This window comes from Salipaludibacillus aurantiacus (genome assembly GCF_900111295.1).
GTDB lineage: Bacteria > Bacillota > Bacilli > Bacillales > Salisediminibacteriaceae > Salipaludibacillus > Salipaludibacillus aurantiacus.
Genome location: NZ_FOGT01000003.1, coordinates 63,560 through 84,237, shown reverse-complemented (window position 1 = coordinate 84,237; position 20,678 = coordinate 63,560). Strand labels below are relative to the sequence as shown.

The following is a 20,678-nucleotide window of genomic DNA, read 5'->3' as shown; positions in this document are numbered from 1 at the left end:
TCATAATATTTTTAATTTAAAGACAAAATAGGTAAAATAACAGAAAGAGACAGTTGTTTCTTAAAAAATGAAACTTTAAATAATACTGGTACGTAAATGTATCATTATATCTTTAATAAGGACATCTCTAAGAAGGGGGGAGTCAAATGATGAACGTTCGAATCTTCGTGTACGCGGCCATGATTATCTCAGCTTTTGCTTTGTTTATCAGTGGACCATTAAGTGCGGAAAGCGGAGGAGAAGGGGAGCTTGTTTATTTTATTCCGGTTGAGAAAGAAGTGGAAAGGGGACTGGAAGCTTTCTTAAACCGTTCGATCCAAACTGCCGAGGAAGAAGGAGCAGATCATATAGTTTTTGAAGTTCATACACCGGGCGGTTTTGTAGATGCGGCCGGAAATATTGCATCTTTAGTAAGGAATGCTGAAACACCGACGACCGCTTTTATAGTGGGGGATGCTTTGTCTGCAGGCGCTTATATATCTCTGAATGCCGATGAGATAGTTATGGCTCCAGGAACGCGGATGGGGGCAGCTGCTGTTATTGATGGGACAGGAAGTGCGGCTGATGAAAAAGCGCAGTCTGCTTGGCTGGCCAGTATGAGAGAAGCGGCAGAATTAAATGACAGAGACCCTGAATTTGCGCTCGCTATGGCTGATTCCAGAATAGATCTCCCGGAGTACGGCGCGGGCGAAGGAGAACTGTTAACGTTGACACCAGGCCAGGCTCTCGAAGCAGGCTATGCAGAAGCAACGGCAGAGAACCGCGAAGAGCTTCTTGAATACCTTGGCATGGAAAATGCAGAAATTAAAGAAACGGAAGTAAGTTTTGCTGAGCAGCTTGCCCGATTTGTCACTCATCCTGTGGTCATACCTATCCTGCTCTCTATTGGAAGCCTCGGTCTTGTGCTTGAGCTGTATTCTCCCGGTTTTGGCATCCCGGGTATTATGGGGGCATCTGCTTTATTTCTATTTTTCTTTGGTCATCTTGTAGCAGGTTTTGCCGGCTGGGAAGCCGTCATTTTATTTGGGATCGGAGTCATCCTGATACTCGTGGAAATATTCTCGCCGAGCTTCGGAATCTTTGGCGTTCTTGGAATAGGAGGCGTGGTGGGAAGTTTAGTTCTAAGCTCCTATTCCACTGTAAATATAATGATTTCAGTCACGATCGCGTTAATTATAACAGTGATAGCCTCAGTTATTTTCTTTAAATATGCAAGTTACAAGGGGCCATTCAGAAGAGTAATTTTAAGTGATCAGACGAAAACTGAACTCGGGTATGTCTCTAACGAAAACAGAGATGAAATTTTAGGGCAGACAGGAGAAGCTTTAACTGTCCTTCGCCCTTCAGGAACTGCGATTATAAATGACGAACGACTTGACGTTGTATCCGAGGGAGGATATATTGAACAGGGAAGGAAAGTTAAGGTTATTTCTATGGCAGGCTCACGTATAGTTGTCCGGGAAATTTCCGAAAAAATTGATGAGTCGATTGAGAAGAAGGAGGAAAAAACATGATTACACAAGAAATAGGGATCTGGATAGGGCTCGCCCTTATCATTGTTGCTTTTGCAGTACTATTTACTTTTGTACCTGTGGCTTTATGGATCTCAGCCTGGGCAGCAGGAGTAAAAGTTGGTATTTTCCAGCTGGTTGGGATGAGGCTCCGCCGTGTTATCCCGCACAGAGTTGTCAACCCATTAATCAAGGCGGTTAAAGCCGGACTTGATATTAGTACGAATAAACTGGAAGGCCATTACCTGGCCGGAGGAAACGTGGACAGGGTCGTAAATGCATTAATTGCAGCCCAAAGAGCCAATATTGATTTAACATTCGAACGGTGCGCTGCCATTGACCTGGCAGGCCGGGATGTCCTTGAGGCCGTTCAAATGAGCGTTAACCCAAAAGTAATTGAAACACCGTTTATTGCTGGTGTGGCAATGGATGGTATTGAAGTGAAAGCTAAAGCACGCATTACGGTCCGTGCGAATATAGACCGTCTCGTCGGGGGTGCCGGTGAAGAAACAATTATTGCCCGTGTAGGGGAAGGGATTGTTTCAACAATTGGTTCGGCTACTAATCATAAAGAAGTTCTTGAAAACCCGGATATGATTTCACAGACTGTCTTGAAAAAAGGCCTGGATGCAGGCACCGCATTTGAAATCTTATCAATTGATATTGCCGATATTGATATTGGTAAAAATATCGGAGCTGTTCTTCAGACAGACCAGGCAGAAGCAGATAAGAAAATTGCCCAGGCTAAAGCTGAAGAGAGACGGGCAATGGCTGTAGCGCAAGAGCAGGAAATGAAAGCCAGAGTAGAAGAAATGCGCGCCAAAGTTGTGGAAGCAGAAGCTGAAGTACCTATGGCGATGTCTGAAGCGTTGCGATCCGGCAACCTAGGAGTTATGGATTACATGAACTTTAATAATATTAAAGCCGATACAGATATGAGAGACTCAATCGGTAAAGCGACTGATGATGGTGAGGACGAAGAAGGGACAAACCCTGTAGACCGCCGCCGTTAATCAAGGTTGTAACTTCCCTTTTTGTCCTTTTAGGAAAGGAGCGTTATAAATGGAAGGATTATTTAATTTGCTGCTGGAATCACCGCTCCTTCTCTTTTTCATCATCGCCGCTATTTTAAGCTTTATTCAAGGGCGCGGAAGAGGTGCGGAAGAAGAAAACAAGGGGCCTCGACGGCCTCAGCAGCAAAGAGACCAGTCACCACCTGAACCGGCTCGGAGAGAAAATGAAGTAGACTGGAAAGATATTTTCAGGCAGGAAGAGCGGCCTACTCAGCCTCAGCCGACCGTCACCCGCGGAGGTGAAAATCAAAGAGAAGCTGAGAGAAGGGTCTCCTCATTGCCGAGAGATGCTGAACAAGAACTAAGCAAGTCTAACCGCGAACTGCACGAAAGGTACGAGAAAATTCAAAGCCGAAAAAAACGTGCATCAGAGCAAGCTGGTAAAATTGACAATTCACCAATTTTTGAAGGTGACTTAACGCGGAGGAAAGAGAAAGTCCGGCTCGACTTCAGTAACGTTTCACGTGAAGAAGCAGTAAAAGGTGTTATTTGGTCAGAAATTTTAGGGAAACCTAAAGCCCGAAGAAAATAAACAATTTATTGTAAGGGACTTGTACTGGTTAATCAGTGCAAGTCTCTTTTTTATTTTGGTTTTGTTAAAGATTTCTCTGAAAAGGGAGCATCCTGGAGCAAAAATCAACAATAGAATATACCAGCAGATCCCGCAGGCGATTTTTGCCTAGGAGCTGAAGAGATGCCTGCGGCAAGCGAGTGCGTTTATGAACATCATCTCACTTTATGGTCTATTGTGAATTCATTCTTCGGTTATCCTAGATTTAATTTAGTTTTGTTTCAGCGCCTCGTTTATTTTCACAGTATTATTTCCGTCAGGCTTGTGCCCTTATTTTACGCAATATTTTAGGTGATAGCTTACCAGACACAGTCATACATATGAGTGAAGGGGAGGTTCAGCATGAAAAAATTCCAAACATGGATTAAAAAATGGATGGTAGATCAAATGGACCTGCCTGCCGATGTAGTAATGGATTTACCGAGACTGACAATGGTAGGTCATCTTCATGTTTACATTGAAAATCACCAGGGAGTCATTCGGTTTACAGATAAAGAACTGAGACTGGCTATGACTGAAGGGCAAATTATTATTCAAGGTGAAGGATTTATTATTAAATCAATTTTACCTGAAGAAATTTTGCTTGAAGGAATTATTAATCATATTCATTATTCAGATAACCTTAATTGAATTTTCTGAAGCGGAGGTAATTATGAGAAACGAGTGGGTGCACCGAGCTGCAGGTTATATGAAAATCAGAGTGTCCGGGACAACAGCTGAATCATTTATTAATGAGTGTACAGAACGCGGTGTAATAATATGGGGAGTTCAGTTTGAGACAGACAGCATGTTTACTGCTAATGTTATGTTAGCAGATCTTTCCAAACTCAAAAAATTGGCCAAGCACTTCCCTTGTAAAATTTATTTTATAGAAAAAAGAGGGGCCCCTTTTATACTCAAAAGAATTACAAAGCGAAAAGGGATGCTGGCAGGTCTGGCTGCTTTTATTTTCGCTCTTATTCTGCTTTCAAATATGGTGTGGAGTATAACGATAGACGGAGCAGAGCCGCATCTTGAATATGAATTAAGGTCTGCTATAAGTGATATGGGTGTTAAGAAAGGAAAACTGCACTATTTTCTTCCACCCCCTGAAAAAATTCAGGAAAATATTATGAATGAACTGGATAAAGTGACGTGGGTGGGAGTCACTAAACAAGGGTCTGCCCTTCACTTTCAAGTAGTGGAGCGGGAAATTGTAGAGGAAAAGCAGCGATCGGGACCAGCGCACCTTGTAGCAGCACGTAAAGCTGTTATTCATGATTTATTTGTAGAAAAAGGAAAGCCGATGGTAGAACCTAATCAGTTTGTTAAAAAAGGGGAAATCCTTGTCTCAGGCTTAATTGGTAAAGAAGACAACTACAAACGGGTGGCTGCAGAAGGAAGGGTCAGGGGAGAGTCATGGTATAAAGTAAATGTTAAGGTGCCGCTTAACTTAGCAGTGGAAACTGTAACAGGTGAAATACAAAGGAAACATGCATTAAAACTGTGGGATATGAGAATACCATTTTGGGGTTTTAAAGGACTCAAATCGGATAATATATATGAGGACACTCTTGTAAAAAAGTGGGAGCCTTTTGGATTCCGTCTTCCGCTTGCATACGAGATCCGTAACCAGTACGATTTGCTGGAAGTAGAGGAGCGGAGGGCAAAAGAAAAAGCAGCCGCTATTGCTAAAGAAGAAGCTGTGAAAACCCTACTTCAGCGTTTTTCTGAAGAAGCAGAAATCATAGATGAAAAAGTTTTGCACCAGACCGTTGAGGGTGGTAAAGTAAAAGTATTATTACACTTTCGGGTAATAGATGATATTGCGGTTAAACAGCCGGTTATTCAAGGAGACTGAGACGATTGAAAGATAACAATTTAACTATTGAATTACCATTACAAGAAGCGAATGAAGTACAAGCGTTATTTGGACCTAATGACAAACACTTAAAAAGGCTGGAAGAAACTTTTTCAGTCTCTATTTTAACACGTGGCGAAGAAGTGACCATTTACGGTGAGAATGATTCCATTGAAAAAGTAAAAAATATCCTGAAAATGTTGTTAAAACTAATCCGAAACGGAATATCCGTTAAAGAACGCGATGTAGCCTATGCTGCCCAGCTGGAAGACAGGGGCATGCTGGATGAAATGGCTGATTTATATGAAGATAAAATAACTCTTACGGCAAAAGGGAAACCTATTTTAGCAAAAACGCTTGGGCAAAGGCATTATGTCGCTGCTATTCGTAAAAATGATGTCGTTTTCGGAATAGGTCCTGCCGGAACCGGAAAAACCTATTTAGCTGTTGTCCTGGCTGTCCACGCTTTAAAAGAAGGGCAGGTCAAACGTATCGTACTGACACGTCCGGCAGTAGAGGCAGGGGAAAGCTTAGGGTTCCTTCCAGGAGATCTTAAAGAGAAAGTAGACCCTTATTTGCGCCCTTTGTATGACGCCCTGCATGATTTGTTGGGAGCGGAGCATACAGAGAGGTTAATTGAAAGAGGAACAATAGAAATTGCTCCGTTAGCTTATATGAGAGGAAGAACTCTTGACGATTCATTTGTTATACTGGATGAGGCTCAAAACACTACTTCAGAACAAATTAAAATGTTTTTAACACGACTCGGCTTTGGTTCAAAAATGGTGATCACGGGAGATTTGACTCAAATTGACCTGCCTAAAGGTAAAATGTCGGGATTGAAAACGGCATTAAATATCCTTAAAAACGTGGATGGTCTTTCGTTTATTCATCTTGAATCGTCTGATGTGGTCCGTCATTCACTCGTTCAAAAAATTATAGATGCTTATGAAGAAGAGGATGAAGGCTGAAAATATGAATAAATAAATATTTTACAGGTGTCTCTGGCTATTCAGCAGGCACCTTGCGCTTTTTAAGTCAATTGGCTGTTAAAGGAGAATGTCAAAAAGGCTGTTGATAAGCTGGGGGATCGCACCGAATACTGTAAGATATCAGCTCAGTCTTGACGATCCGTGCAGGCTGGTCTGAAAGCAGGAAGGTATTGTATAATTAAGGAACAGGATGGAGCCGGTCAGCCTTTGTAAAGGAAAAACAGGCAAGGCTTGGCGGCATACTCAAAACGTTTATACAGGGGCTAGGAGAAAAGTGGGTGGGAATGATGGCTAAAAGGTTTTCCATTGATCATCAAGGCTGGTGGAGGAATTTAAAAAAACACCGGTATATTCGGATTTTTTTGTTTGCTTTATTAGGTGTGCTTACATATGGATTGTTAGTGACTAATGTCATTCCGGAGACTCTGGAGGTGGAGCAAGGGTCGATTTCAGAGCAGGATATACGTTCTCCTCTTACGATTGAAAATAAACAGGAAACAGAACGGTTGCAACAGGAAGCGTATGAGGCTGTAGACCCTGTTTATTCAACTAAAACAAGGTATGCTCAGAATCAAATAGAGCGTATACAGGATATTTTCAGCTCAGTAGAACAAGTTCAGCTTCAAGCCGCCGGCAGTGAGGACGAGCTTCAGGAGCAAACGATAAATGAGAATGAGCTGGACTCTGGAACTGAAGACATACCACTGGAAGAACAGCTGGATATATTAAAGGAAATGCTCCCTGGAGAAACAGTGGACAATCTTTCTGATACTGCCCTGCTATCGCTGTTAAATGCTTCACCTGAAGATCTGCAGATTGCTCAGGAAACGACTGCGAGTGCTGTGTATGATGTTATGACTGATGAAGTGAAAATGGATGAAGTCGATGAAGCTAGAGACAGAGCAGAAAGAAAAGTAGATATCTCTGCAGTTGATCCCCAGCTTTTAAGAGCCATGGCAGAAATTGCCCGGTTTGGTATTACAGCCAATTATATGCTGGATGAGGAAGCGACAGAGGACGCAAGGCATACAGCGGCAGAAGTGGTTGAACCGGTGATGATCAGAGAAGGGGAGCTCCTGGTGGAAGAAGGGCAGGTCATTACAGCAGAGATTTATCAAAAGCTCTCGTTAGTTGGATTAACCGAAGAAGTGCCGATGGTTTACCCATATATTGGATTGGGAATTATTATAGTATTATTAATATCTATGCTTGCTTTTTATTTAAATGATGCTAAAACGACTCTCCAGTCTAATAATACTCATTTACTGATGTATGGAGCTATTTATGCGCTGACCTTGGTAATCTTAAAAGTGATTAGTCTTATGCATGGAACGGATGTCCACGGATTGACGTTTATAGCGCCTGTAGCGATGGGGACGATGCTTATTACTACTCTCCTTCAGTCCAGGGTAGCGTTATTCTCGAGTATTATTTTTGCTATAATTGCCAGCATTATGTTTAATCAGGAAGCGGCAGGGGTGGTAAATTTTACTCACGGCATATATATCTTCTTCAGTGGGGTCGCAGGTGTTTTCTTTTTAGGCAAGTCCCAACGTATAATCAGAATGCTCCAGACTGGTTTCTTTGTAGCTGTTATTAATATTTTGGTAGTCACTTCCATTTTAATGCTTAAAAATGCTCAATACAGCTGGATGGAAATCAGCTCAAACTTGGGCTTCGCTGCCTTAGCCGGTTTTTTATCGGTGGTGCTGGCGCTTGGTCTTCTGCCTTTTTTTGAAACAGGTTTCGGCATTTTATCTACGACTAAATTAATTGAACTGTCAAACCCTAACCATCCCCTTTTAAGAAAAATCCTGCTTAAAGCACCTGGAACTTATCATCACAGCGTCATAGTTGCCAACTTGGCCGAGGCCGCGTGTGAGTCAGTCGGTGCGAATGGTTTACTCGCAAGAGTGGGAGCCTATTACCATGATATTGGAAAAACAAGACGCCCTCACTTTTTTATAGAAAACCAAATGAAAATTGATAACCCTCATGATAAAATATCACCGCAGCTCAGCAAGACGATTATTATTTCTCATCCATACGATGGTTCGGAAATGTTAAAACAATATAAACTTCCTAAAGAAATTATTGACATTGCAGAACAGCATCACGGAACGACGTTATTAAAATATTTTTACCATAAAGCTGCCAAGGAGTCTGAGGATAAGATTAAAGAAGAAGAATTCAGATATCCCGGGCCTAAAGCCCAAACGAAAGTAGCAGCTATTGTAGGCCTGGCAGATTGTGTGGAAGCGGCAGTCCGTTCCATGCCGAATCCGACAAAAGAAAAAATTGAAGGGCTGGTTAAAAAAATTATGCTGGACCGGCTGGAAGATGGACAGTTTGATGAGTGTGATATTACCTTTAAAGAGCTGAAAATGGCTGCTACTACTATGTGTGAAACATTGCAGGGGACCTTTCATTCACGAATTGAATACCCGGTAGACGAGTTGAAGGAAAAGGAGGCCGACTCATGAACGAATATGTTATAGATATAATTGATGAAACGGAGCTATTATCTGAGGAAGAACAAAATTTGGTTCAAAGCGTATTGGAAACCGCCCTTGATTATGAAAGTGTTGGCGGAAATACAGAAATTTCAGTTACCTTCGTCTCTGATGAAAGAATTCAGGTGCTTAATAAAGAATACCGGGATAAAGACCGTCCTACGGACGTGCTGTCGTTTGCTCTCGATGAAGGAGATGAAACTTTAGACCATCCCGAGGCACCGCATCTTCTGGGAGATATTATTATTTCTTTGCCACGTGCTAAAGCTCAGGCTGCGGAATTTGGGCACCAATTCGAAAGAGAACTTTGTTTTTTGGCTGTTCACGGGTTTTTGCATTTAATTGGATATGAGCATGAATCAGAAGAACAGGAAAAACAAATGTTTACTAAACAAGAGGATATTCTTCAAAAACATGGCCTTAAAAAATAACAGGCCTTTTGTCTCCTGGAAGCGGCTGAAAAAAAGCTTTTATTATGCATGTAAAGGAATACAGCATACATGGAAGCATGAACAAAACTTTCGTATCCACGTACTGGTGGCTGCCGCAGTTTTTATATCAGCGCAATTACTGCAAATACCAATAGAGCAGCAGGCGGTTTTAGCTGTGGTTATTGGGGCGGTCATTGGCCTGGAGCTTATAAACACGGCTATAGAGCATTTAGTGGACCTGATTGTACAAACTTATGATGAGCGGGCAAAAGTTATTAAAGATGCAGCCGCCGGCGCCGTTTTTATTTTTGCTTTAACAGCTGTGGCAGCTGGGGTTATGATCTTTATCCCTCACATCATTGAACTGTTTCTATAGCGTGTGAAATTTAATTGAGGTGATAGGTATGAATAAAGAACAATTATTATCAGAAGCAATCGAATCAAGAAAACAAGCGTATGTGCCATATTCACGTTTCCAGGTAGGAGCAGCACTGCTTTCAAAAGACGGGACGGTGTACAGGGGCTGCAATATAGAAAATGCTGCATACAGTATGTGTAACTGTGCTGAAAGAACAGCTATTTTTAAAGCTGTTTCTGAAGGGGTCCGCGAATTTGATGCTATTGCCGTTGCAGCTGATACAGACGGTCCTGTCTCTCCGTGCGGGGCGTGCCGCCAGGTGATGTCCGAACTCTTGCAGCCTCATACAAAAGTTTTTCTCACTAACTTAAAAGGAAACACGGCAGAATGGACAGTCGAGGATTTACTGCCGGGGGCTTTTTCACCGGAGGATCTGCATGACTAATCAGTCTCTGACACAAAAATCAGGATTTGCTGCGTTAGTCGGGCGGCCTAATGTAGGTAAATCAACTTTGTTAAACCAGGTTTTAGGACAAAAGATTGCTATAATGAGCGATAAGCCCCAAACAACAAGAAACAGAATTCAAGGGGTTTATACGGAGGAAAGAGGACAAATAGTATTCATTGATACACCCGGGATCCATAAACCTAAACACCGTTTAGGAGACTTTATGACACGTGTAGCTCAAAACACCTTTAGGGAAGTGGATGTCGTTTTATTCCTTGTGGATGCCAAGGAAGGGAAAGGCCGCGGAGACGAATATATTATCGAACGCCTTAAAAATATTGACACCCCGGTCTTTCTCATTATCAATAAAATTGATGAAATCCACCCTGACCAGCTTCTTCCGTTAATTGAGGAATATATGAGCTTATTTCCATTTAAAGAAGTAATTCCTGTTTCTGCGTTACAAGGAAATAATGTTCCAGCATTGCTGGAGCAGGTATATGCTTATCTTGAAGAAGGTCCGCAGTTTTACCCGGAGGATCAGGTTACAGATCATCCGGAAAGGTTTCTTATGTCTGAAATGATTCGTGAGAAAGTGCTTCATCTGACTCATGAAGAAATCCCGCATTCTATTGCTGTTGAAATTGAGCAGATAAAGAGAAGGGAAAACAGTGAAACTGTGTATGTCGGGGCTGTTATTGTAGTGGAAAGATCTTCACAGAAAGGTATTATTATTGGCAAACAAGGTAAAATGCTGAAAGAAATAGGCAAGCTGGCGAGAGAAGATATTCAAAATATTCTCGGTTCCAAAATATTTCTTGAACTGTGGGTGAAGGTAGAAAAAGACTGGAGAAACAAACCGAAGTATTTAAAAAATTTCGGCTACGATGAAGAAGAATATTAATATCTGCTACTTTCAAAAATATACCTCGAACCAGAAATTTAAACTGTCAATATTTCCTTGACATTAAAAAAGCGCAGCAGGTCATCATAACAGGTAAACAATTACGTCTGTACAAAGAAAGGTGGAGCATTCCTATGCGGCAGTTATCCTGGCATGTATTCTCCAAAACAGGCAACGTGGAATCTTATCTGTTATATAAAGAATTGTCCCAAGAGGGGGACGAAAGCGCATTACCGGAAGATGAGATTTATTCTGAAGAGAATGAGTCACTCATTCATTAATGACCTTTGCTCACCTAGAAATGGCAGGTGGCGGATTTGTTACAAAAAATAGAAGGAATAATAATTAGAACGAACGATTACGGCGAGACAAATAAAATTCTTACTGTCTATTCAAGGGAAAACGGAAAGACAGCATTAATGGCCAGAGGAGCAAAGCGGCCGAAAAGCCGCTTTGCTTCTGTCTCGCAGCTTTTTGTTTATGGCACTTTTATATACCAGAAGTCAAAAGGTATAGGCACGTTGAATCAGGCTGATATTATAGATTCATTCAGAGATGTGCGAAGCGACCTCATGGTAACAGCGTACGGGGCAGTGATGGTCGAACTGATAGACAGGCTTACTGAAGATCAGGATAAAAACCCTTATCTCTTCGAATTGCTTTATCAGCTGTTACATCACCTGAACGAAGGCGATGACGGGGAAATTCTGCTTCGGATTTTAGAAACAAAAATGCTCACTTATTCAGGCTCTACACCAACCCTTCATGAGTGTGCCAATTGCGGAAATACAGATTTGCCTTTTATGTTTTCTTTAAGGTTTGGCGGAGCCTTGTGCACACAATGTCTTGCTAATGATGACTATCATTTGAAAGTGTCACCAGCTGTTATGAAGCTATTAAGGCTGTTTCAGCAAATAAATCCGGCAAGGATCGGGCAAATTTCTGTTAAAGAGGAGACAAAAAAACAGCTTAAAGAAGTTTTGGAGCTATACTATCAGGAATACGTGGGTATTAAACTTAAATCTAAACGTTTTTTAGATCAAATGACGCGATTTTCGCAGCCGGACGTTGACAGTTAAGCGGTTTTTGAGTAAGATTTGTTAATAAGCAAATCAGATAATAATTTATGCGCTGAAGGAGAGTAGTACTTATCCCCTCAATATAACTGGTTAAGCGAGCTTAGGACGGTGGAAGCTGAGCATATTGATGATAAGGAAGGCGTTCCGGAGCATAGTACTTTAAAGCGGCACTTACAGATCTGTCAGTGCAACTAGGGTGGAACCGCGGGTAACTCTCGTCCCTATATCCTTTAAGGATATAGAGACGGGAGTTTTTTATTTCTGTGTGCAAATAGCAATACGGAGTTTATAAACTGATTAATAACATGGAGGGAAGCAAATGAATGTACAAGAAATGATTCTCACATTACAAAAGTTTTGGGGAGAACAAAATTGCTTAATTTTACAGCCTTATGATGTTGAAAAGGGAGCAGGGACAATGAATCCTATGACCTTCCTGCGGAGTATTGGGCCTGAACCTTGGAATGTAGCCTATGTGGAACCGTCCAGAAGACCAACTGATGGAAGATACGGGGAAAACCCAAACAGGTTATATCAGCATCACCAGTTTCAAGTCATCATGAAACCTTCACCGGATAATATCCAGGAGTTATATTTAGAAAGCTTAAAACAATTGGGCATTAAACCTGAAGAGCATGATATACGTTTTGTAGAAGATAACTGGGAAGCCCCGACGCTGGCTGCCTGGGGACTGGGTTGGGAAGTCTGGCTTGATGGTATGGAGATTACCCAATTTACATACTTCCAGCAGGTTGGAGGCCTTGATGCGAATCCGGTCTCTGTTGAAATAACTTACGGGCTTGAAAGGCTCGCTTCTTATATTCAAGATAAAGAGAATGTGTATGACCTCGAGTGGGTTAATGGATTCACTTACGGCGATGTCTTTTTGCAGAATGAATATGAACAATCTAAATATTCTTTTGAAACAGCTGATGCAGCTATGCTGTTCCAATTATTTAACATGTATGAAAAAGAAGCTCAAAGAGCATTAGACGACAAACTGGTTATTCCGTCTTACGATTATGTACTCAAGTGTTCCCATGTCTTTAACTTACTTGATGCTCAAGGTGCTATTTCAGTAACTGAAAGAACGGGCTATATTGGCAGAGTCAGAAATTTAGCCAGGAATTGCGCCAGACAGTATTACAGCATAAGAGAAGATCTTGGATTTCCAATGTTAAAAGTAAAGGAGGCCGATTTGAATGAATAACCGATCAATGCTCGTGGAAATAGGTCTTGAAGAAATGCCTGCCAGATTTGTAACAAAGGCGCTAAACGAATTTCAGGAGCGTACAGAACAGTGGCTTAACCAATCCCGTTTGAGTTTTGATAAAGTTGAGACCTTCGCTACACCGAGAAGATTAGCGGTTCTTATCCACGCTTTAGTAGAAAAGCAGGAAGATAGTGAAGAAGAGGCAAAAGGACCTTCTAAGAAAATAGCACTGGATGAAGCAGGAGAATGGTCTAAAGCAGCCCATGGGTTTGCAAGAGGCCAGGGAGTCACTGTAGAGGACCTTTATTTTAAAGAAGTTAAAGGTGAAGAGTATGTGCACGTTAAAAAGTTTACAGCAGGAGAACCTGTACAAAATCTCCTTCCTGAATTAAAAGATGTCATATTAAGCATTCCATTTCCGAAGAATATGAAGTGGGGGACTAATGAGCTTAGGTTTGTACGCCCGATCAAATGGCTTGTTGCTTTATACGGAAACGAAGTAATTCCTTTTGAGATCACGAATGTTAAAACAGGGAATACGACGTACGGGCATCGTTTTCTGGGTTCAAAAGTGGAACTGGAAGAAGCGTCCGACTACAGGCGGCAATTATTGCAGGAACATGTTATCGTTCTGCCCGAAGAAAGAAAACAGGCGATCCGCACTCAAATAGAACGGCTTGCAGATGATGAAGGATGGACCATTCCAATTGATGAAGAATTACTTGAAGAAGTTAATAATTTAGTTGAATACCCGACTGCTCTATACGGTACATTTGATGAAAGGTTTTTAAAAGTACCTGACGATGTCCTGATCACTTCAATGAGGGAGCATCAACGTTATTTCCCGGTGAAAAATGATGCAGGAGATCTTCTTCCTTATTTTGTAACTGTCAGAAACGGGGACCACCGTCACTTGGAAAATGTGCAAAAAGGAAATGAGAAAGTTTTGCGTGCCCGCCTAGCAGACTCAGAATTTTTCTACCAGGAAGATTTAAAAAAGCCGTTGGATTCATATTTTCCGCGCCTTGAATCGATCGTCTATCACGAAGAGTTAGGATCGGTTGCTGATAAAGTAAGAAGAATTGAAATTCTTGCAGTAAAAATTGCAGAGAAAGCCGGTGCAAATAAAGAGGAGCTCGAATATACAAGGCGTGCTGCCCACTTATCGAAAGCTGACTTAGTGACTCATATGGTCAATGAGTTCCCTGAACTGGAAGGGAGAATGGGTGAAGAATATGCTCTTAAATCAGAAGAACCTGAAGAAGTGGCAGCCGCTATTCGTGAACATTATCTGCCGAAACAATCAGGAGACAGAACCCCTTCTCATGCAATAGGGGCTTACGTCAGTGCAGCTGATAAAGTGGATACTCTTGTAACAAGTTTTGGTATAGGGAATATTCCAACTGGGTCACAGGATCCTCATGGTCTGAGACGCCAGACTGCAGCCGTATTACAGGTGTTTCTCGATCAGAAATGGGAAACTGATTTACTTGGATTTATGGAAGAAGCTTTAGATCTTGCTTCCGGGCTGGGTATCATTAAACGTCCTAAAGATGACGTACTGAAGGATCTGCTTGAATTCGTGAAATTGAGATACAAAAATCTTTTACATGATAAAGGCATACGATATGACGTAGTAGACGCCGTCTTAAAAAGTAATGTAGGAAGAGTAGATACAATCGTTCAAAAGGGACAGTTTTTAATGGAAACCTTGGCTTCGGAGACGTTTAAAAAAGATGTGGAAGCTTTCAGCAGAGTAACAAACATATCCAAAAAAGCAGCTGGCCAAAAAACAGCTGTAGAATCTTCACTTTTAACAGAGAGTCAGGAAAAAACGCTTTATGATCTTGCTGAAAGTAAAAAAGAATCTATAAGAGGTTTGTTAGAGGAAGGCAAAGTAGAAGAAGCATATGAAGAATTACAGGAATTTGCCCCGGTCATTCATGATTATTTTGACAATATAATGGTAATGACCAGCAATGAAGAACTAAAACAAAATCGTTTAGCCCAAATGGCAATGGTTTCTGACATCATTACATCATTTGCCGACTTCAATGCGATCGTATTTCACTCGGAAAGTTAGAACCGTTTTCGAAATGTTACCGGTTAAGGTATAATAAAACATACCAGGTTATTAATAAGTTTGCCTTAATGTAGAGGACGGTGAAGGCATTGGAATTGAATGAAAGACAGGAACAGATTTTAGAAATTGTAAAAGAAAGCGGGCCGATTACAGGAGAGCAGATTGCAGAAAAGCTCTCCCTCACCCGGGCTACACTCAGACCTGACCTTGCCATCTTAACGATGTCAGGGTTCCTGGATGCGAGGCCGCGTGTAGGCTACTATTATACAGGGAAAACAGGTGGTCAGCTTTTTAATGAGCGTATGAAAAAACTGACGGTGAAAGAATTTCAGTCTATTCCAGTAGTAGTGAATGAATCAGCTTCTGTCTATGATGCAATATGTACGATGTTTCTTGAAGACGTGGGTACTTTATTTGTTGTTAACAAACAAGCGCACCTTGTTGGGATTCTCTCCCGAAAAGATTTGTTGAGAGCGAGTATGGGTAAGCAGGATCTGGAATCCGTGCCGATCAGTATTATTATGACCAGGATGCCGAACGTGACGACTTGTAAACCGTCTGATTCTATGCTGGAAGTGGCTAATAAACTGATAAACAAACAGATTGACGGACTTCCTGTGGTCCGCGAAGTAGAAGATAACGGCACAGTTAATCACGAAGTCATAGGGAGATTAACTAAAACGAATGTCACAAAAGCTTTCGTTTATATTGCGAACGACGATATCCATACTTAAAGAACCAGGAGGCTGGATGATGAATTCACTAAACCATTCTATCGTGTATGTTATTTCAGATTCAGTTGGGGAAACTGCTGAACTGGTAGTTAAAGCGGCTCTGAGCCAATTTGATGAAGATAAGACTGTCATTCGCCGCATTCCTTATGTAGAGGACCTGAGTACAGTGGATGACGTCATTGCCCAGGCGAAAGACAATAAAGGAGTCATCGCCTTTACAGTTGTTTTGCCTGAAGTGAAGAATCATTTAATTAAACAAGCAGACAAAAATAATATACCTGTCTATGATATTTTATCTCCGCTTATTAATATCATGCAGGAGCGGCTGAATGATGCCCCAAAAAATGAATCCGGATTGATGCATACGTTAGATGAGGATTATTTCCGCAAAGTGGAAGCGATCGAATTTGCTGTTAAATATGATGATGGAAGGGATCCACGCGGTATCTTAAGAGCGGATGTGGTGCTTATAGGAGTTTCCAGAACATCTAAAACACCTTTATCCCAATATTTAGCCCATAAAAGGCTTAAAGTGGCGAATGTTCCGCTTGTACCGGAAGTGGAACCACCGGAGGAATTATTTTCAATACCTGCTGAAAAAGTTATCGGCCTGAAAATCAGTCCCGAGAAATTAAATGGGATCCGGACAGAAAGGCTTAAAGCACTGGGATTAAAAGAGAAGGCTAATTATGCTGCCATAAGCAGAATTGAAGAAGAATTGAGATACTCTGAGAAAATTATGGAGGATATAGGCTGTCAGGTGATTGATGTTTCTGCGAAAGCGGTGGAAGAAACGGCTAACCTTATTTATCAGCTGGTCCACAAAAATAATAGTAATTAGTTCTTGGGAAAAGCCAGGATAAAGAAGTAACCTTAAAGGCATCCGACCAATATTTTAAATGTTGGCCGGATGTTCTTTTATATAAGTTTTAATTTCATCCTATTTAAGTGAACCGCCATATACAAGAAAAATCCCTTTAGTAGCCCCGTTTTTTTTCCAGTATTTTAAAATTTCGCCTTGCAAAATAATTTTAATTAAACTTATAGCGTAAAAAGTGATTTTCCTTTATAATGAAGTATTGTGACTTGATAATTTTATAAAAATACTAACATAAACACCATGAGAACGAATAAATTGTAAAAGTCAAGACTTTTTTTGATTTTTTTGGTAAAGATAGTAAGGGCAGGTATTAGGAAACAAGAAGTTATATAAAAAGTAGGAAGAAAAGAAGGATTATTGAAAAGGGTGTAGAATTATCAATTGATGCACATAAAAAATAACAAGATTTTTGTCGATGGAGACGGATGTCCTGTAACGTCAGAAATTTTATCCAGTGCAACGGCGTACGACATTAACGTAGTATTTGTTTCTTCTTACGCCCATTCAAGAAAGAAGGCTTTCCCGCCAAATGTAAAAGAAGTAGTGACGGATCCTGACAGAGAAGCAGTAGATATGGTTATATCTAATCAAGTGGCTCCGGGCGATATAGTGGTCACTCAGGATCTGGGCTTAGCTGGGCTGCTTCTCGCTAAACAGGTAACTGTCCTTACTCCGAGAGGGACAAGGGTGTCTGACCTTGAGATTGACTTTTTACTGGATAGAAGACATGCCGATGCAAAAAGAAGAAGGGCGGGCAAAAAAACGAAAGGCCCTAAAAAGATGCTGAAGGAAGATAGGGAATTTTTTCAGGTGGAACTCGAAAAAATCTTATCTGACCGGCAGGAAATTTGATTGGGGAGGCGAAAGGGTATACGCCATCCTTTAAATAAAAGGGAAGAAAGTTGGTGAGAAATGTGGCTCAACGTATTCCCGAAGAAAAAATCGAAGAAATTCGCCAGGCATTAGATATAGTAGACGTCGTCAGCGAATATGTTCAATTGAAAAAGCAGGGGAGAAACTTTGTAGGTCTGTGCCCTTTTCATGGTGAAAAAACGCCATCTTTTTCTGTATCACCTGATAAACAGTTATACCACTGTTTCGGCTGCGGAGCCGGGGGCAATGCATTCTCTTTCATTATGGAAACAGAGGGGATCAGCTTTATAGAAGCGGTAGAAAAGTTAGCATCACAGACAAATGTGTCCTTGCCTGAACTTGAGACGGAAGCCAGGCGCAAGCCGGAACTTTCAGACAAAATGAAGCACTGGTATGAAGGCCACAAATTTGCCGCTAAACTCTATCACCATATCCTTACGGTGTCAGATGAAGGGAGAGAAGCACGTGAATATTTAAGGAAGAGAGGGTTTACCAAGGAAATGATTGATCATTTCCAGATTGGTTATGCTCCGAATTCATGGGATTTTCTTTCTCAATTCTTAAAAAAACGGTCTTTTAAAATGGATGAAATGGCTGAATGCGGCCTCGTCGGTTTGCGTGAGTCGGATGGTCAGCCATACGACCGGTTCAGAGACAGAATTATGTTTCCGATCTGGGACCGCCGTGGTAATATGATCGCTTTTGGCGGAAGGGTGTTAAACGAAGGCCACCCTAAGTATTTAAACAGTCCCGAATCGGAAGTTTTTAATAAGAGTGAGAATTTATATTTTTTTCATCAGGCCAGACCTTCGATCAGAAAGAAAAATGAAGCAGTGCTTTTCGAAGGGTACGTCGATGTTATATCCTCCTGGCGAGCGGGTATAGACAACGGGATAGGAGGTTTGGGGACTGCTTTGACAGAGAACCAGGCCAAAATGATCCGCAGGAATGCTGACAAAGTGATTCTCTGTTACGATTCTGATGAGGCAGGGATGAATGCGACTTATAAAAATGCACGGATTTTACAAAATACCGGAGCAGAAGTGGTCATAGCCAGTCTTCCTGAAGGATATGACCCGGATGACTACATTCAGAAACATGGGCCAAAAAGATTTTTACAGGATGTCATTTCAAATTACATGACTTTTACCGCATTCAAATTCAGGTATTACCGGCGGGGTAAAAACCTTCAATATGAAGGGGACCGTCTGAATTATATAGAACAAATGGTTAATGCTGTAAGTCAGCTCCCGCGTGCTGTTGAAAGAGATTATTATTTAAGGCAGCTTGCAGATGAGTTTTCTCTATCTCTTGAAGCGCTAAAGCAGGAGCAGACTGAAGTTATTAAATCACAGCAAAAAAAGCAAAAGCGTCAGGTTTACCAGGCCGTTCAGACGAAAAGCCTTAACGTTGCCAAAAAAATGCTTTCCGCCCATGAGAATGCTGAAAGGGAACTTATCGCCCTTATGCTTCAGTCCCGTTCAATTGCGGAACAGGTACAGAAGGAAGTGGGCGGCGAATTTCATTACGATGCTTATCAGGCTATTGCTGCACTTATCTATAGTTATTATGGAGAAGGCTATGAACCTGATCCCTCTCATTTTATAGAACGTATAGAGGATAAACATTTACGGAAAATAACCACTGAACTTGCAATGAAGAAGGTCAATATTGACCTTTCTGAGCAAGAGCTGAACGATTACTTAAAACAACTCCGTCAATTTCCGAAAAGAAAAGAAATTGAGCAGTTAAAAATAAAGCAAAAAAAAGCTGAAGAAGTCGCAGAATATAAGGAAGCAGCTTTAATTGCAATGGAAATAGTCAAAATCAATAAAGAGTTGAAGGAACAGTAATAGACATTTCGGACATTGTTGTGAACTTTAGGAAGGAGGGGTCGTATGGCTGAGAAACCAATTCGCCCGATGGCGGAAGGTGATTTAACCATCGATCAAGTTAAGGACCAGTTAGTAGAATCAGGGAAAAAGAGGGGGACCTTAACCTACGCAGAAATCACCGAGAGGTTAGGTGCATTTGATCAGGATTCAGATCAAATGGATGAGTTCTTCGAATACCTTGGAGAGCAAGGTGTAGAAATATTGAATGATAATGAGACGGTGCCAAGTCTCCAGCAGGTCGAAAAGGAAGAAGCTTTTGATTTAAATGATTTAAGCGTGCCTCCAGGCATAAAAATTAATGATCCGGTGCGTATGTACCTTAAAGAAATAGGGCGTGTCCCTTTGCTTTCTGCTTCTGAAGAGATTGATCTGGCGAAGAGGATTGAAGATGGGGACGAAGAAGCTAAACGACGCTTAGCAGAGGCAAACTTACGTCTTGTTGTTAGTATTGCTAAACGCTACGTTGGCCGTGGAATGCTCTTCCTTGATTTAATTCAGGAAGGGAACATGGGACTGATTAAAGCGGTGGAAAAATTCGATTATAATAAAGGATACAAATTCAGTACCTATGCAACCTGGTGGATCCGTCAGGCGATCACACGTGCGATTGCCGACCAGGCGAGAACGATTCGGATTCCTGTTCATATGGTGGAAACGATTAATAAATTAATCAGAGTCCAGCGGCAGCTCTTACAGGACCTGGGAAGGGAGCCGACACCTGAAGAAGTATCTAAAGAAATGGAATTGACCCCTGATAAAGTAAGGGAAATCTTGAAAATAGCCCAGGAGCCAGTTTCTTTGGAGACACCAATTGGTGAAGAAGACGACTCTCACTTAGGGGATTTTATCGAAGATCAGGAAGCTCTTGCCCCTTCAGATGCAGCGGCATACGAATTGCTGAAAGAGCAGCTTGAGGATGTACTTGACACACTTACAGACCGGGAAGAAAACGTTTTGCGTCTCCGCTTCGGATTAGATGATGGCAGAACCCGCACCCTTGAAGAAGTAGGAAAAGTATTCGGAGTAACGAGGGAACGGATTCGCCAGATTGAAGCTAAGGCGTTAAGAAAGCTGCGCCACCCGAGCAGAAGCAAACGTTTAAAAGACTTTCTTGAATAAACGCTTAAATGCCACAATATCGTCATCGGACAGGCGGCTGTTAACTTATTATTTGTGCTATGCTCAAGTCAGATAATATAATAGTGTGGCTTGGAGAAAAGGAGAAAGCCATAAAAGCTTAGTGGGGGTACCTGCCTCTTAAGCTTTTATGGCTTTTATTT

At 41.5% G+C, this 20,678-nt stretch carries 20 protein-coding genes; all 20 read left to right on the top strand.

Annotated elements, in window-relative coordinates; translation table 11 throughout:
- Positions 1–146 precede the first annotated feature (146 nt).
- The 20 genes from BMW59_RS04275 to rpoD all read left to right on the top strand — a co-directional run bounded on the left by BMW59_RS04275 (position 147) and on the right by rpoD (position 20,517).
- Positions 147–1,514, top strand: a complete 1,368-nt coding sequence (locus BMW59_RS04275; protein ID WP_093047852.1) for an NfeD family protein — start codon at positions 147–149, stop codon at positions 1,512–1,514.
- Positions 1,511–2,524 carry a flotillin-like protein FloA gene (gene floA, locus BMW59_RS04270; RefSeq protein ID WP_093047850.1) on the top strand — a complete coding sequence of 338 codons (1,014 nt, stop codon included), beginning with the start codon at positions 1,511–1,513 and terminating at the stop codon, positions 2,522–2,524. The genes BMW59_RS04275 and floA overlap by 4 nt, the downstream gene beginning before the upstream one ends.
- Positions 2,525–2,573: 49 nt before the next feature.
- On the top strand, positions 2,574–3,116 hold the full coding sequence (locus BMW59_RS04265) for a hypothetical protein (protein ID WP_093047848.1): 543 nt from the start codon (positions 2,574–2,576) through the stop codon (positions 3,114–3,116).
- A 381-nt stretch (positions 3,117–3,497) separates the two neighbouring features.
- Positions 3,498–3,785, top strand: a complete 288-nt coding sequence (yqfC, locus tag BMW59_RS04260) for a sporulation protein YqfC (RefSeq protein WP_093047846.1) — start codon at positions 3,498–3,500, stop codon at positions 3,783–3,785.
- A 22-nt stretch (positions 3,786–3,807) separates the two neighbouring features.
- Positions 3,808–4,995 (top strand): sporulation protein YqfD, encoded by a 1,188-nt coding sequence (gene yqfD / locus BMW59_RS04255; RefSeq protein WP_093047844.1) that lies wholly within the window; start codon positions 3,808–3,810, stop codon positions 4,993–4,995.
- 5 nt (positions 4,996–5,000) lie between these two features.
- The gene (locus BMW59_RS04250) at positions 5,001–5,966 is read left to right on the top strand and encodes a PhoH family protein (RefSeq protein ID WP_093047843.1); all 966 of its coding nucleotides are present in this window, start codon (positions 5,001–5,003) and stop codon (positions 5,964–5,966) included.
- A 308-nt stretch (positions 5,967–6,274) separates the two neighbouring features.
- Entirely contained in the window at positions 6,275–8,470 is a 2,196-nt protein-coding gene (locus BMW59_RS04245; RefSeq protein WP_093048497.1) for an HD family phosphohydrolase, read from the top strand.
- Complete coding sequence (ybeY, locus tag BMW59_RS04240; RefSeq protein WP_093047842.1) at positions 8,467–8,931, top strand: rRNA maturation RNase YbeY; 465 nt, start codon at positions 8,467–8,469, stop codon at positions 8,929–8,931. Before BMW59_RS04245 ends, ybeY begins: the two co-directional genes overlap by 4 nt.
- Positions 8,915–9,307 (top strand): diacylglycerol kinase, encoded by a 393-nt coding sequence (locus BMW59_RS04235; protein ID WP_093047841.1) that lies wholly within the window; start codon positions 8,915–8,917, stop codon positions 9,305–9,307. Before ybeY ends, BMW59_RS04235 begins: the two co-directional genes overlap by 17 nt.
- Positions 9,308–9,335: 28 nt before the next feature.
- Positions 9,336–9,734, top strand: a complete 399-nt coding sequence (locus BMW59_RS04230) for a cytidine deaminase (RefSeq protein WP_093047840.1) — start codon at positions 9,336–9,338, stop codon at positions 9,732–9,734.
- Positions 9,727–10,641 (top strand): GTPase Era, encoded by a 915-nt coding sequence (gene era, locus BMW59_RS04225; RefSeq protein ID WP_093047836.1) that lies wholly within the window; start codon positions 9,727–9,729, stop codon positions 10,639–10,641. The genes BMW59_RS04230 and era overlap by 8 nt, the downstream gene beginning before the upstream one ends.
- Before the next feature lie 134 nt (positions 10,642–10,775).
- On the top strand, positions 10,776–10,922 hold the full coding sequence (locus BMW59_RS04220; RefSeq protein WP_093047834.1) for a YqzL family protein: 147 nt from the start codon (positions 10,776–10,778) through the stop codon (positions 10,920–10,922).
- Between the two features lie 36 nt (positions 10,923–10,958).
- A complete protein-coding gene (gene recO / locus BMW59_RS04215; RefSeq protein WP_093047832.1) occupies positions 10,959–11,720 on the top strand; it encodes a DNA repair protein RecO in 762 nt (253 codons plus the stop codon).
- 319 nt (positions 11,721–12,039) lie between these two features.
- Positions 12,040–12,930: a glycine--tRNA ligase subunit alpha gene (glyQ, locus tag BMW59_RS04210; protein WP_093047830.1), complete on the top strand. Its 891-nt coding sequence runs from the start codon at positions 12,040–12,042 to the stop codon at positions 12,928–12,930.
- A complete protein-coding gene (glyS, locus tag BMW59_RS04205; protein ID WP_093047829.1) occupies positions 12,923–15,016 on the top strand; it encodes a glycine--tRNA ligase subunit beta in 2,094 nt (697 codons plus the stop codon). Before glyQ ends, glyS begins: the two co-directional genes overlap by 8 nt.
- Positions 15,017–15,105: 89 nt before the next feature.
- Complete coding sequence (gene ccpN, locus BMW59_RS04200; protein WP_281244211.1) at positions 15,106–15,750, top strand: transcriptional regulator CcpN; 645 nt, start codon at positions 15,106–15,108, stop codon at positions 15,748–15,750.
- A gap of 16 nt (positions 15,751–15,766) precedes the next feature.
- Positions 15,767–16,591, top strand: a complete 825-nt coding sequence (locus tag BMW59_RS04195; RefSeq protein ID WP_425441252.1) for a pyruvate, water dikinase regulatory protein — start codon at positions 15,767–15,769, stop codon at positions 16,589–16,591.
- 423 nt (positions 16,592–17,014) lie between these two features.
- Complete coding sequence (locus BMW59_RS04190; protein WP_093047826.1) at positions 17,015–17,482, top strand: DUF188 domain-containing protein; 468 nt, start codon at positions 17,015–17,017, stop codon at positions 17,480–17,482.
- A 62-nt stretch (positions 17,483–17,544) separates the two neighbouring features.
- Positions 17,545–19,356 carry a DNA primase gene (gene dnaG / locus BMW59_RS04185; protein WP_093048495.1) on the top strand — a complete coding sequence of 604 codons (1,812 nt, stop codon included), beginning with the start codon at positions 17,545–17,547 and terminating at the stop codon, positions 19,354–19,356.
- Between the two features lie 45 nt (positions 19,357–19,401).
- A complete protein-coding gene (gene rpoD / locus BMW59_RS04180; protein WP_093047825.1) occupies positions 19,402–20,517 on the top strand; it encodes an RNA polymerase sigma factor RpoD in 1,116 nt (371 codons plus the stop codon).
- The last annotated feature ends 161 nt before the right edge of the window (positions 20,518–20,678 follow it).